Source organism: Sessilibacter sp. MAH3, assembly GCF_054658275.1.
The window spans coordinates 34059-50919 of sequence record NZ_BAAGIE010000011.1; the positions used below are offsets into that span (position 1 = coordinate 34059).

At 41.0% G+C, this 16861-nt stretch carries 11 protein-coding genes and 1 pseudogene; 4 read left to right on the plus strand and 8 right to left on the minus strand.

The features are described 5' to 3' along the window. Positions 1-32: 32 nt before the first annotated feature. The 3 genes from ACYQ2C_RS08625 to ACYQ2C_RS08635 all read right to left on the minus strand — a co-directional run bounded on the left by ACYQ2C_RS08625 (position 33) and on the right by ACYQ2C_RS08635 (position 3090). Positions 33-1418, minus strand: coding sequence for a TRAP transporter large permease (locus ACYQ2C_RS08625; RefSeq protein WP_460051569.1), 1386 nt, complete (start codon positions 1416-1418; stop codon positions 33-35). A 1-nt stretch (position 1419) separates the two neighbouring features. Continuing rightward, positions 1420-1962, minus strand: a complete 543-nt coding sequence (locus ACYQ2C_RS08630; RefSeq protein WP_460101629.1) for a TRAP transporter small permease subunit — start codon at positions 1960-1962, stop codon at positions 1420-1422. Positions 1963-2037: 75 nt separating this feature from the next. Next, positions 2038-3090, minus strand: coding sequence for a TRAP transporter substrate-binding protein (locus ACYQ2C_RS08635; protein WP_460101631.1), 1053 nt, complete (start codon positions 3088-3090; stop codon positions 2038-2040). Positions 3091-3482: 392 nt separating this feature from the next. Between ACYQ2C_RS08635 and ACYQ2C_RS08640 the strand changes: the two genes are divergently transcribed. Further along, a complete protein-coding gene (locus ACYQ2C_RS08640) occupies positions 3483-6962 on the plus strand; it encodes a PAS domain-containing hybrid sensor histidine kinase/response regulator (RefSeq protein ID WP_460115662.1) in 3480 nt (1159 codons plus the stop codon). A 4-nt stretch (positions 6963-6966) separates the two neighbouring features. On the opposite strand, the gene ACYQ2C_RS08645 is transcribed toward ACYQ2C_RS08640, so the two are convergent. Next, positions 6967-7581, minus strand: a complete 615-nt coding sequence (locus ACYQ2C_RS08645; RefSeq protein WP_460051564.1) for a response regulator transcription factor — start codon at positions 7579-7581, stop codon at positions 6967-6969. 424 nt (positions 7582-8005) lie between these two features. Between ACYQ2C_RS08645 and ACYQ2C_RS08650 the strand changes: the two genes are divergently transcribed. Further along, positions 8006-9100 carry a DcaP family trimeric outer membrane transporter gene (locus ACYQ2C_RS08650; protein WP_460101636.1) on the plus strand — a complete coding sequence of 365 codons (1095 nt, stop codon included), beginning with the start codon at positions 8006-8008 and terminating at the stop codon, positions 9098-9100. A 444-nt stretch (positions 9101-9544) separates the two neighbouring features. Beyond that, positions 9545-10516: a choice-of-anchor L domain-containing protein gene (locus ACYQ2C_RS08655; protein WP_460101638.1), complete on the plus strand. Its 972-nt coding sequence runs from the start codon at positions 9545-9547 to the stop codon at positions 10514-10516. 86 nt (positions 10517-10602) lie between these two features. Here the strand turns inward: ACYQ2C_RS08655 and ACYQ2C_RS08660 are convergent, their stop codons facing one another. Further along, entirely contained in the window at positions 10603-11436 is an 834-nt protein-coding gene (locus ACYQ2C_RS08660; RefSeq protein WP_460051559.1) for a class I SAM-dependent methyltransferase, read from the minus strand. 408 nt (positions 11437-11844) lie between these two features. After that, a complete protein-coding gene (locus ACYQ2C_RS08665; RefSeq protein ID WP_460051557.1) occupies positions 11845-12837 on the minus strand; it encodes a cytochrome-c peroxidase in 993 nt (330 codons plus the stop codon). Positions 12838-13768: 931 nt separating this feature from the next. Here ACYQ2C_RS08665 and ACYQ2C_RS08670 point away from each other — a divergent pair. Then, a pseudogene (locus ACYQ2C_RS08670) lies at positions 13769-14407 on the plus strand (IS30 family transposase); the annotation flags it as partial. 261 nt (positions 14408-14668) lie between these two features. Here the strand turns inward: ACYQ2C_RS08670 and ACYQ2C_RS08675 are convergent. After that, positions 14669-15082 carry a hypothetical protein gene (locus ACYQ2C_RS08675; protein WP_460051555.1) on the minus strand — a complete coding sequence of 138 codons (414 nt, stop codon included), beginning with the start codon at positions 15080-15082 and terminating at the stop codon, positions 14669-14671. Continuing rightward, positions 15063-16697, minus strand: a complete 1635-nt coding sequence (locus tag ACYQ2C_RS08680; protein WP_460101641.1) for an RHS repeat domain-containing protein — start codon at positions 16695-16697, stop codon at positions 15063-15065. Before ACYQ2C_RS08680 ends, ACYQ2C_RS08675 begins: the two co-directional genes overlap by 20 nt. Between the last annotated feature and the right edge of the window lie 164 nt (positions 16698-16861).

Sequence of the window (16861 nt, forward strand, 5' to 3'; positions counted from 1 at the left end):
GCGGCGTGACCTAGCGGTATTCTGACAGGGAGTTATCCGTACACCACGGCGGGGAACCAATTCACTAAAGCCGGGAAAATAATCAATAAAGCAAGGGCAGTAAGTTGCAAGATAATAAACGGCACCACACCACGATAAATTGTCGCCAAGCTCACATCCGGTGGACACACACCTTTTAAATAAAATAATGAGAAGCCTACCGGCGGTGTTAAAAATGACGTTTGTAGCGTGAGCGCAACCAGCATTACAAACCACACCAGCGTTGGATTATCCAACACACCATAACCGTTAATCGAAATTTCCAATGCATTAATTACCGGCGCAACAAGCGGTAAAATAATTAATGTGATCTCGATCCAATCTAAAATAAAGCCCAGTAAAAACACCACAAACAAAATAAATAAAATGATTCCGTAAGGACCAAAAGGCAAAGACGTTAATAAAGATTCAATGTATTCGTCACCACCTAATTCGCGCAACACTAATGCAAACATGGTTGCACCGATAAAAATCGCAAAAATATAGCCACTAACATTAAGTGTATCGCGCAAACATTCTTGAATAACTTTTATGCTCAAGCGGCCATTTTGCCAAGCCAGTGCCATTGCCGCTGCCGCACCTACCGCAGACGCTTCTGTAGGTGTCGCAATGCCCGCAAAAATACTGCCTAACACGGCTAATATCATGGCTAAGGTTGGTGTTACCGCCTTAATGACATTCCACAAAACCGCTCTAGTAACAGGCTTAACGTCTTCTGATAAGGGCATTGAATTGGGTTTGATAATTCCCCAACCCAGAATATAAACAATGTATAACACGCCCAATAATAAGCCCGGTAAAACGGCACCCATAAATAAATCGCCAACCGATAGCGCTAATTGATCGGCCATAATCACCAGCATAATGCTCGGCGGAATTAAAATACCAAGTGTTCCCGAGCTTGCGATAGTGCCAACGGTTACGGTTTTACTGTAACCCTGCTTTAACATCGCCGGTAAAGACATAACACCTAATAAAACCACCGAAGCGCCCACAATTCCCGTAGAAGCGGCCAGAATAATGCCGATCAATACAACGGTAATGGCTAGACCACCACGTACGCGACCAAATAACTCTTGAAACGACGTCATAAGTTTTTCGGCCACACCGGATTTATCCAGCAAATTGCCCATAAAAATAAACATGGGCAAGGCAACCAGAATCCAGTTGTCCATAATTTTATAGGTTCGATCTACCACCAAACCGATGGAAGTAAAATCAATACCCGTTAGCGTGTCGAGATGGATATCCGATAAATAAGCAATAAACGCGAATAATGTTCCTACACCGGCTAAAACCCAAGCAACCGGAAAACTGGTAAACAACAGGAGGATGAATGTCGCGAACATCGCCACAATTAAAATTTCGTTGGTTTCCATATCAAACACCTCCTTTGATATGACGCACTAATAAAACACTTTCTTTGGCGATTCGATTTAATACCGCAATCATTAATAAACCCATTGTTAATGGAATTAATCCCTTAATTAACCACCGCCAAGGTAAGCCTGCGGGTGCCAACGACCGCTCGTTAATGCGCCACGCCTCGTAGGTAAAGGCAATTCCGTGGTAAAAAACTACCCATAAAAATGGCATTAATAAAAAAGTTAAACCAAGAATTTCAATAACATGTCGGGCCGTTTGGCTGTAGCGTTCACGCAAAACGTCCACACGCACGTGCGTATCACGAGCTTGTGCGTAAATCACACCCATAAATACGCCAATGGCATAAAGGTGCCACTGCAATTCTTCGAGAATGATCAAACCTGCGCTAAATCCTCGACGTAAAGTTACCTGCGCTAAAATCACCAGCATTAAAATAAAAAATATCCAAGCCACAGCTTGGCCAATGCGGATAAGCGCTCGGTCGATAATTTCGGCAAAGCGGACACTACCAGCTTCTTGAGGAGTTGTTTGATTCATGGGATTTCCTGAAAAATGCAGCAAAAAAACGTGTTGCAAGCGAAAATCGCCTGCAACCTCAACTGCTCTAAAAAATTATTGTTCTCTGGGTACAAATGCGCGTGAAGACCACAATTTATAATTTTCACGGAAGGTAGAAAGGTCTTCATAAACCGCCGCAAACGTTGGGTCTTTTTTCTGTTCTTCCAGAACCTCGCTCCATGCCTTACGGAAGGCATCGAGCATTTCTGGCGACCATTCATGAACCGTTACACCACGCTCTTCAGTATTTTTCTTGATAGCTTCAAACTGAATGTATTCCGACTCAGCAATGGAGTTGGTCATGGACGCTTTACAGGTGGTAGACACCACAGCGCGTTGCTGATCGGTCATTTCATTCCAGGTATCTTTGTTAATTAATAACTCGAAAACCGTGGCCTGCTGATGCCAGCCTGGGAAATAATTGTGTTTGGCAACTTTATAAAAACCCAATTTCTCATCAATGGCCGGTTGACTGAATTCCGTTGCATCAATAGCGCCTTTTTCTAAAGCGCCAAAAATTTCACCACCGGGAATTAACGAGGTAGAAACACCCAGTTTCTGCATAACTTCACCACCCAAACCGTAAAAGCGCATGTTCAAGCCTTTTAGGTCTTCGACTTTTTCCACAGGTTTTTTAAACCAACCGGAGGTTTCTGGGCTCACCAATGAACAAGGCTCAACGTGTACGTTATAACCGGCATCGTCGTACATTTTTTGATAGAGCGTTAAACCGTTGCCGTAATACATCCACGCTAAAAACTCTGGCGCTTCTGGGCCAAACGGAATGGTTGAAAAAATCGCGGCAGCGGGGATTTTTCCTGCCCAGTATCCGGCAATGGAATAACCCGAATTCACCTTACCGGCAGAAACCGCATCTAGAATTTGTAAAGGCGCAACCAGTTTGCCCGGCTCGTATATCTTCATTTTTACTTCACCACCGGAGACCAGCGGTAACTGGTCGGCAACCCAGGCGATGGGTGTACCCAATGCAGGTAAGTTGGAGCCAAACGCAATTGGCGTTTTTAGCAAGACGGGTTTTGCATGGGCGGCTGCACAGCACAGTGCTAACGCTGAAGAGGCAAGTAGTGTTTGTAGTGGTTTTTTCATAGCCTGTTCCTAATTATTATTGTTTGATGACTGGCAGAACACAAAACCATGCTCGCCTGCCTGAATGTGAAAAAACTATAAAATACTGGCGCCACCATCCAACCCTTCTTTCGTAGGGGAAGCCCGCAAAACCTACCAAAGTAGGTTGTCAAAATGGCGAAATTTTCCAACTATAGATACCCATCTAAATGGCCGTATTACGAGGCTTTTACGGTAGATTTTTGAACAAACTGGGTTTTAACTTCGGAATTTTTAGACAGTTGATTAAAAAATAACGCCTTTGATTATGAATTGATGATCAAACCGTAAATTTGCAGATTTTTAACACAGAATATTTTTGATCAATCAAACTGTGCGTTCAAAAACACGAACATCATGAGAAGAGAACAAATATGGGCAGCTTTTTAACGGCAACTTGGTTTGTAGGAGCCGTTGCATTGATGTACGTTGCGTTTTTGTTCGCAATTGCGACTTGGGGGCACAAAGTAATGCGTGCGTCCTGGCAGCCTTACGTATATAGCCTGACCCTCGCGATATTTTGTACAACTTGGGCCTTTTACGGAACGGTTCGCGAAGCAGCAACCCACGGTTGGATTTTAGCCCCAACCTATCTGGGCGCGATTGTGTTAATTACTATTGGTTGGAAAGTTTTCGATCATATTATTCGTGTTGCCAAACAAGAAAACAGCAGCACTATTTCAGATTTTATCTCAGCAAGATACGGTCACAGCCGTGGCATAGGCATGGTCGTAGCGTTGTTATGTTTATTGGGCGTTGTGCCCTATATTGCCCTACAATTAAAGGCCGTTTCTGGCAGTTTTCAATTATTAACGCAAACCACGTCCGTAGAATTAAATTGGTTATCCGATCCGACATTTTATATCTCGGTGATTATGGCTGTGTTTAGTATCTTATTCGGTACGCGCACCGTAGACTCGAGCGAAAGCCACCAAGGTATTATGCTGGCAATTGCGTTTGAGTCATTAATTAAACTCGTTGCCTTACTCGCGGTTGGTTTTTTTGCGGTTTACGGTATTTACGATGGTTTCGGCGATCTGATTAAAGAATCTTTTAGTCAAATCGATATCGCTCGCACTCTCACTGAATATTCCAACCCAAGTGCGTATCTTACCCAAGCGTTGCTGGGCGCTATCGCCATTATTGCACTGCCAAGACATTTTCACGTAACCGTGGTTGAGTATCGCAGCGAACGGGATATTCAAACCGCGCGCTGGTTATTTCCGGTTTATTTACTGCTCATTAATTTATTCGTATTACCCTTAGGTTTGGTTGCATTAATGAACCAAGATCTAATCGGCAATTTTACGTTTATAACACTGCGAATTCCGATTGTCTTTGAACAAGACTGGCTCGCCTTATTAGCCTTCCTAGGTGGGTTTTCGGCGGGCACATCCATGGTGATTATCTCGTCAATTACCTTGGCGACCATGATTTGTAACGAATTAATTTTACCGCTTTTTATTAAACTGGGTTGGTTTAGCGATTCTGGCAACATTAAGCATCGCGTATTGTTAATTCGCCGTATTGCGATTATTTTTGTTTTACTGTTGGGATTTTTTTATTACCGACTTTTATCGCAATATCACAGCCTTTCAGAAATTGGCGTGCTTTCTTTGGTTGCCGTTGCACAATTTGCACCGGCGATGTTAATTGGTTTAATTTGGCACGGCGCTAATCGTGTTGGCGCTTTTTGGGGAATCGGCATTGGTTTTTGCGTATGGATGTACACGTTATTCTTGCCGCTGCTTGTCGAAACCGATTGGATATCACGGGAGTTTTTATTGGGGCCATTTGGCATTGCTTTCTTACGTCCGCATTCGCTATTAGGCCTAGAAGGATTAAACCCAACCGTTCACGGCACCTTTTGGAGTTTAATGTTTAACTGCATTGCCTTGGTGATTGGCTCTTTGTATTACAAACCACGGTTTTCCGACATTGAACAAGCGCAGCGTTTTGTCTATCGACAACACAGTACCGAAACCCAAAGTCATCGCGGTTATCACTTAAGCAACGAAGATTTAAGAGCTTTGTTACAACGTTTTTTGACACCCGAAAAAGTCTCCGCTTTTTTTCGCGCACGCAGTAATCCGTTGACGGGACGATTAATTCATCGTGATCGCGTTGATGACGACATGCTCAAATCCGCCGATAGATTGCTGCGCTCGGTGATGGGCCGACGTGGTTCCGATTTTTTACTGCGTAATTTAATGGAAGGTCACAGCACACAGTACTCCAACTTAAACGCCTTAATGGACGAAGTATCTGAAGTGGTTTTATTCAATCGCGATGTCTTAAATGCCGTTTTGCACAGTTTAAATCAAGGCATTACGGTTATCGATGAAAACCAAAATCTAGTTGCGTGGAATCAAACCTTCGCCAATTTGTATCAGTTTCCGGCAAATTATTTATACATTGGCCAAACCGCAACTGCGGTAGTGCAATTTATTGCCCATTCCGGTGGCTACGGCACCGGCGACATCGAAGCCTTGGTAAATAAACGCTTAGAAGAAGTCAGAAAACATCAGCCATTACACTACGTTCGCGAAACTGCCGATGGCCGTCACATTGAATTGAGCGGAATTCCGATCAATGCCAACCTGTATGTAACAGTTTATTCCGATATTACCGAACACCGTAAAATCGAGGCCCAATTGCGTAGCGCCAACGAAGTACTAGAAGAACGCGTTGAACAACGTACCCAATCGCTCACTCAGCTCAATGAAGATCTTAAAAAGGCCAATACCAATAAAACACGCTTCTTGGCCGCCGCTGGCCATGATCTGGTACAGCCGTTAAATTCTGCTTCGTTATTTTCAGAATCCATTATCAATAAATTAAATCGATACGCCAAAGACGATCAAACACTTACCAAAATGCTACTGCCGGTAGCAACACATCTAAATCAATCGTTGATGTCTGCGGAATCACTATTAAGTAAATTATTAGAAATTTCTAAACTCGATGCCGATATTGTTCGACCGGCCCGACGCGCCTTAAACATTAAAGAAGTTTTGGATTCTTTGGCGCAAGAATTTCAACCCTTAATGGAACAGAAAAATTTGCAATTAAGATATGTTGCAAGCAGCGTTGTCGTCGATACCGATCCGGTTTTATTGCGCCGCGTGCTACAAAATCTGCTCACCAACGCGCTGCGTTACACACAATCGGGCTCGGTGCTTTTGGGTGTCCGCAGAAAAAATAATATCGCCGAAATTCAAGTCATCGACACTGGCTTAGGTATTCCCAAAGATCAACAAAAATTAATTTTTGAAGAATTTTTGCGCTTAGATTCTGGTATAGAAGCCAGTCAAACCAAAGGCTTGGGTTTAGGTCTCTCTATTGTCGAACGATTATGCTCTCTACTCGAACATCCCGTGAATGTGCAATCTGCACCCAATCAGGGTAGTTGTTTTTCTGTGAGCGTTCCGATGGTGTCTAAACCTGCTCTCGACCCTGCACAAATGAACCGGCAAATTTTCCATGAATGCGCCTTTAACGGCATCATTTTATGCGTTGATAACGAGCAACAAATTCTCGACGGCATGGCTAATTTGCTCACCGATTGGGGATTTAATATCGCCTTAGCGAAAGATTTAGATCAGGCAAGATCAAATTTAGGCTCGACTGTTCCAGCACTCGCTATTGTTGATTATCATCTTGATCGTGGTGTGACAGGACTTGATGTTATGGCAGAGCTAACGGCACAGTGGGGCAAATCTATTCCTTGCATTGTTGTCACTGCCGATTATACCGATGAAGTTAAACAACAAATTCAGGAACTCGGTTACTACCTGTTACGCAAACCGGTAAAACCCTTAGCACTGCGTTCACTGATCAATCGCTTGGGATAAAATATCAATCGGGAATTTCGAGTTGCTGAACCAACAATGCAGCCTGAGTGCGATTATAGATATCGAGCTTACGAAAAATATCACTAATGTGCGATTTAACGGTGGTCTCTTTAATATTCAGTGTGTAGCCAATTTGCTTATTGAGCGCGCCGTCGGCAATCAATTGTAGAACTCTTAATTGTTGAGGCGTTAAGGAGGCAAGTTTGTTGGCTACCGCGTTATTGGCGTAATCGGTATAACTGGGATAACTCAGATTCCCTTGTAATACCGTTTCTAAGGCCGTCACCAGCTCTTCAATTCGGCTGGATTTAGGAATAAATCCCAAGGTACCGGCTTGACGAACAGAATGTATAATTTGACTGTCTTCACTGGCACTAACAACAGCGACGGCAACTTCTGGAAATTCTGCACGAATGTGCATTAATCCAAATAAACCACTTTCGCCCGGCATTTTAAGATCTAACAGCAGTAAGTCGGGTCTATTGGCTCGCAGACACTCGTAGGTTTGATTAAAGGTTTCGCACTCGGTCACTCGGTGCTCAAATCGGGTTTCTGCTAACGCTTCGGTAAGCGCTCGCCTAAATAAAGGATGATCATCTGCAATAACGATATCGTACATAACATGCCCTAGTTGTTATTATTTGGTTGTCGCAAACCCTGACTACATCAGCAAGAGCTAATCAGAAGTTCTTAGTAGTTATTTTTATTGCCGCAGAATACTACCTCCATTCCTATTGCGATAACAACCGCTATCGTAAAACTGTGACACCAGCACGAATTACACAACCCTGTCATTAAACAAAAATTAATTTCTTCTCCTACCAATTTACGGTAGGAATATTTTTATATCCCATATTTTATTTTTTAAACACCAAGCGTAAATAATTTAATAGGGAAATAATTCCATAATTTTTCTCAACACCTACCATCTTACGGTAGGCCATTGTTATGGCAGAGAGATAAATTATTGTCATCGGAAAGCTTCCTTAACGATAAAAAACCACTCTTAAAAACCATAACGATTACGATAGAGAGGAATACTCATGTTCAATAATAATAAACCTACCTTTCTAACCAGAACTGCAACGACCTTAATTCTTGCCGGTTGCACCTCGGTCAGCCAGGCAGAAATTGTTTCTACCAACGAAATTAACGGCTACATTAAACTCGACGCAATTTTTTCATCCGAAAACGATGGCGCTGGCGGTTTACGAGAACAAGCATTATTAACGCTGAATCAAAACGAACCCGAAGACGAAGAAGACGACCTAACATTATCTGCTTTTGAATCGCGAATTAAATTTACGCACAAAAGCCTAGGTACACCGGTAGGTGATTTATCGGCGGTAATTGAAGGTGATTTTTATTCTGGCGCAAACCAAAATATCTTTAATTTACGACACGCCTATTTTACCCAAGACAATCTAACCCTCGGCCAAACTTGGTCAACCTTTATGGATCTTGGCGCTCTTGCTGAAACCGCAGACTTTGGTGGCCCGGCTGCACGTGTATTCGTAAGACAATCACAAATTCGCTATACCTTTCATTTTGCAAAAGACACTTTAGAAATTGCCGCCGAAGAACCATTAAACTCTCCCGATCCAAAACTTCCAGACCTAGTAGCAAAATACACCTGGCGAGGTAATTTTGGTCACATCGCCGTGGGCGCCTTGTATCAACAAATTAACGATGACGCTGAAGAGATTGACGAAGCAAAAAATGCTTTTGCAGGGCGTGTTTCTGGCCGCATTAATCTGGGTAAAGACAATTTGAAATTTGCCGTAATTAGCGGTGAAGGTCTTGGCCGTTACTTAAACTTTGGCGACCAAGCCTCTTTTGGTATCGTTAATAACGAAATCGAACTCTCTGAACAAACCGGCTACAAGCTCGCCTATCAACACGTATTTACACCAACCCTACGCTCTACTGTACGATACGCAAAAACCGAAAACGATTTAGACGGCGACGATATGGGTGATTTCAGTTCCTTCCACATCAACCTAGTCTACAACCCATACAAGCCACTAACTTTTGGAGCCGAGATTATTCGCGCCGAGAAAAAACGTACACAATTTAATGGCTTAGACGAAGACCTAGAATTAAGACGCTTCCAGCTTTTTGGTAAGTTCGCATTTTAAGGCCTAGAGAGATAATTGATCTCAAGTTATACAAGCTGCAATGATGTGTTTGCAAACTGAACATTCACTGATGCGATACTGGCTAATATTGTAGACCTTCTACCTCTGATTAAATCGCAGAAGAATTAATCAGAGGTTCTTAGAGATAATTTACATATTAGGGAAGATAAAAATTCATTACAATAAAGGTTGATCTATATTAAATAGCTTTGCTAATTTACATTCTAATCAATCGTAGAATTGTTTCGTATAAGTTCTATGACTACTACAATTTCTTCCATTTCGACGAATCATTGATCAACAGATCTAATTTTTATACGTTATCGTTATTAACATTTAGATAATCGTCTATTAAAAAATATTCATAGTTTTTTTGATTATTATGCATTTCTCCATGCCTACGGTTTAATAACCAACATTCAAGGACATTAGGGAGGCATTACAATGAAATCAAAACCACTACTAACTGCGGCGTTGCTAGGTTTAGGAGTTACAGGCTCGATTGGCGCGCAAGCGAATATCATTAATTTAAACGCGTCGGCCAGTGCAGAACAACTTGCTGCAAATCTATTCACCAACAGCCTAGGCGCTGTATCAATTTCTAACGTTAGTTATATTGGTGACAGCTTACAAAGCGGTATTTTTTCTACCAACGGTAATTCATTTTTAGATGATCTCGGTTTAAGTTCTGGCATTGTTTTGTCTACCGGCTCGGTGTTTGACGCTGTAAGTACAACGAATACTAGTAATCGAATCAGTACTAATTTCGGAAATGCTGGATCGGACCTAGTCTCAAACGTTAGCGGTAGAAGCTCATCCGATGGCGTGACCTTAAGCTTTAACTTTGAAATTGATAATATTGATACTGCCGGCGAATTTTTCTTTCCAACGATCGATATTGATGTTGTGTTCGCGTCCGATGAGTACCAATTTTTTAACGGTCAGGGATTTAGTGAACCCAATGATTTAGCGGTTATATCAATCGATGGTGGAAATTTCTTTGGTGATGCTTTATCCGTTGATAGGATCAACCGACAAGGTGATTTAGCAAATTTATTTAATTCAAACTTAAATGAAGACGCCGCCATAGGTACTGGTCTTGATGGTGGTTTCGCCACTGAAGCAGATGGCTTTAGCGACCTGATTAGCTTCTCCCAAGTTCTTTTCGATTCAACAAGCTCGACCCATACATTGGAAATCTCCATAGCCGATGCAGGATTATTTGGTAGTGGGGATTCCTTTATTTTCTTAGCAATTAATTCGCCCGATCTACCGACAGTAACAAGGCCACCAGTGGCTGTTCCCGAATTAAACGCTAAAAGCGGATCGATTGTTGCGTTTTTGTTAGTGGGTTTGTTACTGCTAAGATCAGAGAGTAGTCGTCGTAAGTCTACACTCTCTACCCAATTCGCCTAATTATTTACAAACATCGAATCAGACCGTAGATTCATTATTTGCGGTCTGATTTGTACATAAACCTCTTTTATCAATATTACTTATTTCTAAGAAATTTTCTGCTGACCAAGAACACTGGCTTTTTTCGCTAAAAAATCTATTTTCGCGGTATCAATGGTTGATAGATCGTAGTGATTTAATTGACGAATTAATTTATCAGACAATTGCGGCAATTTACTCAATGCAATTAATACAGGATCGTCGTGAGTTCTGGTTAAACGACATTTATCCAATAATAAATTGTGTTGCAATAAATATTTTTGAATTTGTTTGGCGATATAGGGATTAGCCAAGTACATTTTGTTGGCACCCACCAAAAATGGGACAAAATTACTTCTTTTATCCCCGTAACAAAACTCCAGAACCGCGGATCCTACACCTGGAAATTCTCTGTCCTGATAGTCATCCATCATAATTACTCCGGCATCGGTGACCAAAGGCGATAATAGCGTTAATGTGTGCAAGACCTCGTGATGTTCATGGCCGGCATCTATATGCAAAAACCTTAAAGGCGTAGGGAAATTCTCTCTCAAATAATCCAGAGTATAGTTAGCAGAATCTTCCTTAAAATAGAGTATTTGTTCTTGCTTTTTATTCGGCACAAATCTAGATACTGCATTTTTGGCAGCAGGCAACAAATCGTCTTCGAATAAATCCATTGCATAAATGGTTTCACCTTCACGAGCTAAGAGTGCCAGCAAAATCAGAGACTTACCTTTATAAACCCCAATCTCAGCAATATTGCCTTGCACCGAAACGGTCTGCTGCCATTCATTCAGTAATGCAAACAACAACATATCAATAGGAAAAAACCATCCTTCAACCTCTTTACTAAAATTATTCATGTAATCATTAACTAAAGCGGCATCGTTGTTATTCATAAAAATTCTCAGACAGTTAACGTTTTATTCTTACACTTCCACTTAACATCGTGACTGTCTTATGAGTGTAGACCAATATCAGCAAGATCTATTAAATCCACTTATAATTTATGGAAAATTCGGGTGAAGCTCGTATTTCTTGCGATGCCAGAATATAGCCTTGATTTTAAGAGCTTTAAATGGTTGAAATTACGAACAATTAGACAATCGTACTTTCAACCTTTGCCCTCTGATTAAATCTCGAACGAATTAATCAGAGGCTTCTACAGGTCATCTGTGTAAAGACAATTTTGAATTAACTAGAAATAAAAATTTAGATCTCTTCTGAGCTTAAATCACTTACGGCGTTTAAAATCGGTAAGTTTTTGTTCCGAAAATGTCTGAATTAATAGAAGTTCCTACTGGTTATTATTCAAAAGGGCGTGGCTGCAAAGTATTTTCCGTAGACGGTGGCAAAATAGGTAGTTGGAATTTAGGTTGATCACCGGTAAGCGTTTTTAAGAATGCTACAATTTGGGCATTTTCTTGATCGGTAAATTTTTTACCCAGCTGTAACCGCCCCATTACATCCACGGCTTCTGTTAAAGTTTCCGCTTCACCATCGTGGAAATACGGATAAGTCATTTCAACATTACGTAGGGTAGGCACTTTAAATCTAAAACGATCGGCGTCTTTACCGGTAACCGCAATTAATCCTTCCGCCGGACTTTTTGCCTGATAGGGTTCAACAATTCCCATCACTTGGAACGAGTTTCCGCCAACGCCTTCACCATTATGACAAGCTATACAACCACTGCTTTTAAATAATTGATAGCCCGATAATTCTTTAGAGGTGAGCGCATCCTGATTACCCAAAAGCCATTGGTCAAAACGCGAATTCGGCGTGACTAAGGTTTTCTCAAACTCTGCAATAGCGGTAGTTACGTGATCGATAGTGATGGTATCGGTACCAAATACTTGATTAAATTCGATTCGATACTGTGGAATAGACGCAAGCACATCAACAGCTAATTGGTGGGTAAAACCCATTTCGCCGGGATTTGCAATGGGGCCACCTGCTTGCGCTTTAAGACTGTCTGCTCGCCCGTCCCAAAATTGCGCTACGTTTAAACTCGAATTTAAAACCGTAGGCGCATTAATAGGACCTCGTTGCCAATGATCACCAATGGATGTTTTTAGATTATCCGTACCACCCATACTTAAATTATGGCAAGAATTACAAGAAATAAACCCAGACTTTGACAACCGAGGATCAAAATACAATTTTTTACCTAGCTCAACCTGCGCTAAATTAATTTCTTTAACCGGAGCTATCGGTTGAATAGGCTCCTCAGCCAATGCAACATCTATGTTAGACATCAAACCCAAAACGGCTATTAATCGGTACACTTTCGTATTCATGAACTCACCTACTGCTTAATGGCATCACAATTAATTTTTCTAACAAAAATTTAAAAAAGTGGTTTTATCTATTTTTTATTACTTAATATAAAAGAAGCTCTGATTAAATCAGGACGACATTAATCAAAAACTCTTAAAGATAAAATCCTTACTTTTATTTTCATTATTTATGTAACTATGATCAGTGTGCCTTTAAAACAATTCGTAACAATTGATCCAAATCATTTCGTGTAGGTATAACTTTTATTGAGGGAAGAAGATTTATATTTCAGTGAAGGAGTTCACCATAATTTCGGCTATTTATAGAAAACCCCGATTTACTCGACCTCTGATTAAAACAGGGACGAGTTAATCAGATATCGACATAGTTATACTTTATGATGGCAATTCATTAGAACAATATAACTTATTATTGCTTTTACACTGAAGCAGGATAGAGATGGCGCATCTAATTTTTATGAAATAACAACAAGTAGTATAAACATCATTAAAAGGCGTAAATAATCGCCTCTGGAGCTTTACCATTTAAACTCAGATAAATGAATAAAATCGATTGCAACGTATCTTCGTAGGCTTCGCCCATAAATTTCGTAAAATCCTCCTCTTCGCTTACAAATATCCAAATCTAAAGATCTGAATTAAAAATAAAATCACTATATTTTTTTGATTTTAAATTTGGGGCTGAAGTAGCTAAGAGCAGCCATAGAGGCTAGTTTAAAGCTCATGTATACAAGAAAAAGCCGGTTAACACCTAGACAACAAAGTAGACTTATTGAATATTTTGTCGTTGGAGCAACTGCTAGGGCGGCGGCTAAAATGCTTGGAGTACCCCCCAATACAGCCTTTCGCTTTTTTATGCGATTGAGGCAGTTGATAGCCAGTAAATTGCCGAGATACGATTTATCCGATCTCGCTTCTTTGATTATTGAAGCGCTCTATAAGTTACGAAACCATTTATCAATACATTTGGGAAGATAAACGTAACGGAGGTACCTTATGGCAACTCCTGAGACAATCATCTAAGAAACGCCGTAAACGGTATAACGCTTATGACAGCCGTGGCCGATTAACGAACAAAAAGTCTATTTCTGAACGCCCCTTAAGCGTTGAAAATAAACGGTTTTTTGGTCACTGGGAAATCGATACAGTTTTTGGTAAAGGCAGTAAGCATTGCATCGTAACTCTGGTTGAACGTAAATCGAAATACCTTTTGATTGGCAAATTGCCCAACAAATCGACTAAAGAATTGAATCAAAGAGTTTTGAAGTTGATTCTGCAAAATGCTTCTCGATTCAAAACAATTACTGCTGATAATGGTACCGAATTCCATCAGTACCAAGCGATTGAAGAACTCAGTGGTGTGACCTTTTACTTTGCCACCCCTTACCATTCTTGGGAGCGCGGCTTAAGCGAAAACACTAACGGGTTAATCCGGCAATATTTACCCAAAAACCAAAGTATGGAATCCGTAACACAACACCAATGTAATTATATTGCCAAGCAACTCAACCAACGACCACGAAAATGTTTACGATATAAAACCCCAGAGGAAGTGTTTAATGAACATTAACTATTTTGTCGCACTTCAAACTTGAAGTCAGGTTATATCTAACAGATCAATAAAATAACTTTCTTCTACACAATACCCCGGAGCAGACTCATCACTGTATACACAATTAAGGATTTCTCGCTCCTTAAGCAGAATATCCAATGCCGTTTGAAGCAGTAGTAGTACCTCTACACAAGATCCCAATCACTTATCATGCTAATCCCTGTTGCTTGTGAACACTTTGAAGCTCTCGGCAAACTTCGATTATTCACATTTCGAAGCTCAATACCTCAAATTATAATTACAATTTCCATTGCCTAGCCTAATTTGAAGTTGATTAATACGACTTTCTAAAACACCACTATATATGGTCGCAGCCAATTTTAGATTATTTTTCTTTTCTTCTATACGGGCAAGGGAAAACTTCATTCCAGTATCATCAATCATTCCATCTGAAAGGTAGTTTTTTCCCAATACATCAATCCCTTCTTTAGACAGTTTAATGGACATATCAAAGCATTCGGAAATAATATTTTCTCTCGCCAAATAAAGTTTTTTCTTTACCTTTTCGAGCATATTCAGCCTTTTTTGATCAAATATTTTTGGTTCATTATTGTGGCATTCTTTGGCCTGTAATTTATAGCTCATTGAACTAATTAACACCAAAATGATTAAGCTACCAATCAGTTTTGACAAATTTTCCACCACTCCCCTCATAATAAGCTAACTTATACTTTTTCGCAGTTTCCTCAGCTGCAATCCTACTCGCGTCCTTAAATGAATATCCTTCATCCATTAGCTCGTACATGCGTTCATTCTGTTGATCGTTTAATTTAACTGCATCTACAGAATTCGGAGTGCCTTGTGTCCTTATATACATAAACTGTTCTTGACCACTTTGCGCTATCATGAAAACGTGGTTTTGATTAATTAAATATGCGGCATCACCACCACTGAGAGATATGCCCGTGTGTCCACCTTCAGTTTCATCGTAAGGGTGTGTGTGAAAAATCCCAACAGCCTGGGTGTCATCAGGAACATTTAAGTCAGAGGAAAAACTTCCTCGATCCCCCGCACCTTTATTAATTAATTGTATTTTCCCCTTAATTGAAACTAAAGTTCCTCCGTGCTCTTGGCTTATTCCTTTCGGAAAGCTTTTCTTCCACAACTCCATAAATGCAGGGTTTAGATTAGAGAAGTCTACTCTTTTTGGCGCACTCTCTGGAGTTAACGGTAATTGACGATTTTTCCCCTCTTTACAACTTAAACCAAACGGATCAACCCACGTGATTGGATTAGGAACATATTGGTAATTATTAATCCCACCCAATAATCCAATCGGGTCTTGTTGGGTAAATTGCCCAGTGTTGGGGTTGTAGTATCTGTGGCGGTTGTAGTGTAAGCCGGTCTCTTGGTCGAAGTATTGTCCTTGGAAGCGTAGGTTGTTTTCGATTGTTTCTACGGTTTTTAAAGCGAGGTTACCGTAGGTTTTGTATTGGGCGCTCCATACGATGCTGCCGTCGTTGGCGGTAAGTTCTTGTGGTGTGCCTAGGTGATCGAGATGGTAATGGTAGATTTCGTCGTTTTGGATTTGCGCCAGTGGTTTGAAGCTGTTGGGCTCAAAGACGTAGATTTTTGCGTTTAATAATTCTTTTTGTTCTGCGTTCTTCCCATACTGGGTTTCGCTTAACAGTACGTCGCCATTCCACAGAAATTGGGTTTCTGTGTCTGCACTGATTTTTTTGGTTCTGCGGCCTAAGGCGTCGTATTGGTATTGGGTTTTAGTACCGCAATGATCAATTTCGATTAATTGGTTTTGCGCGTTGTAACGGAATTCAGTGATGAGTTTGCCGTTTTTGCCTCTCGCTTCTTTGATTAAATTTCCACGTGAGTCGTAGGTGAAGTGTCTATCACCTTGGAAGGCTAGACGATTGCCTTTGGTTTGTTTTTTGGCTTTTTGTTCGCGAGCTTTATCGAGTGAAACAATGTTGCTGTTTGCAAATTCTTGAGCACTTTCTGTGGTTTGATTGGAGTTTTCTTTGGCTCGATTTGGGTTTTGTTGCGCTTGCTCGGCTTTCGGTTGTTCGCTTTGCTGGATAAGGTTATTCGCCGGATCGAAGTCGAATTGTTCGTTCACAAAGCCTTCGACTTGTTTTAGGCGCTCAAGCGCGTCGTAAAAGTATTGGGTGCTGCCTTTGTTAAGGTCGTCGATACTCTCTAAATTGCCTGCTTGGGTGTAACGATAGTTGCGCTGGATAACGGCGTGTTTTTGCGCTTGGCTGAGTACGCGATGTTCCGACAAACGACCCATGGCGTCGTAGTCGTATTCGCTGGTGAGTGCGCCTTGTTTACGCTCGGCAATTTGGCCTAATTTGTTGTGTTTTAGTTTGGTAATCAGTTGGTCGTTAAACGAGGCCGACTGTAATTGACCAATGTTATTAAACCGATACTTTAGGGTATCGCCACTGGGCAGTA

Bases quoted from the DNA above. Each gene is read 5' to 3' on its own strand.
- ACYQ2C_RS08625 (WP_460051569.1), bottom strand. From the start codon at position 1,418: ATGGAAACCAACGAAATTTTAATTGTGGCGATGTTCGCGACATTCATC.
- ACYQ2C_RS08630 (WP_460101629.1), bottom strand. From the start codon at position 1,962: ATGAATCAAACAACTCCTCAAGAAGCTGGTAGTGTCCGCTTTGCCGAA.
- ACYQ2C_RS08635 (WP_460101631.1), bottom strand. From the start codon at position 3,090: ATGAAAAAACCACTACAAACACTACTTGCCTCTTCAGCGTTAGCACTG.
- ACYQ2C_RS08640 (WP_460115662.1), top strand. From the start codon at position 3,483: ATGGGCAGCTTTTTAACGGCAACTTGGTTTGTAGGAGCCGTTGCATTG.
- ACYQ2C_RS08645 (WP_460051564.1), bottom strand. From the start codon at position 7,581: ATGTACGATATCGTTATTGCAGATGATCATCCTTTATTTAGGCGAGCG.
- ACYQ2C_RS08650 (WP_460101636.1), top strand. From the start codon at position 8,006: ATGTTCAATAATAATAAACCTACCTTTCTAACCAGAACTGCAACGACC.
- ACYQ2C_RS08655 (WP_460101638.1), top strand. From the start codon at position 9,545: ATGAAATCAAAACCACTACTAACTGCGGCGTTGCTAGGTTTAGGAGTT.
- ACYQ2C_RS08660 (WP_460051559.1), bottom strand. From the start codon at position 11,436: ATGAATAACAACGATGCCGCTTTAGTTAATGATTACATGAATAATTTT.
- ACYQ2C_RS08665 (WP_460051557.1), bottom strand. From the start codon at position 12,837: ATGAATACGAAAGTGTACCGATTAATAGCCGTTTTGGGTTTGATGTCT.
- ACYQ2C_RS08680 (WP_460101641.1), bottom strand. From the start codon at position 16,697: ATGGGTCGTTTGTCGGAACATCGCGTACTCAGCCAAGCGCAAAAACAC.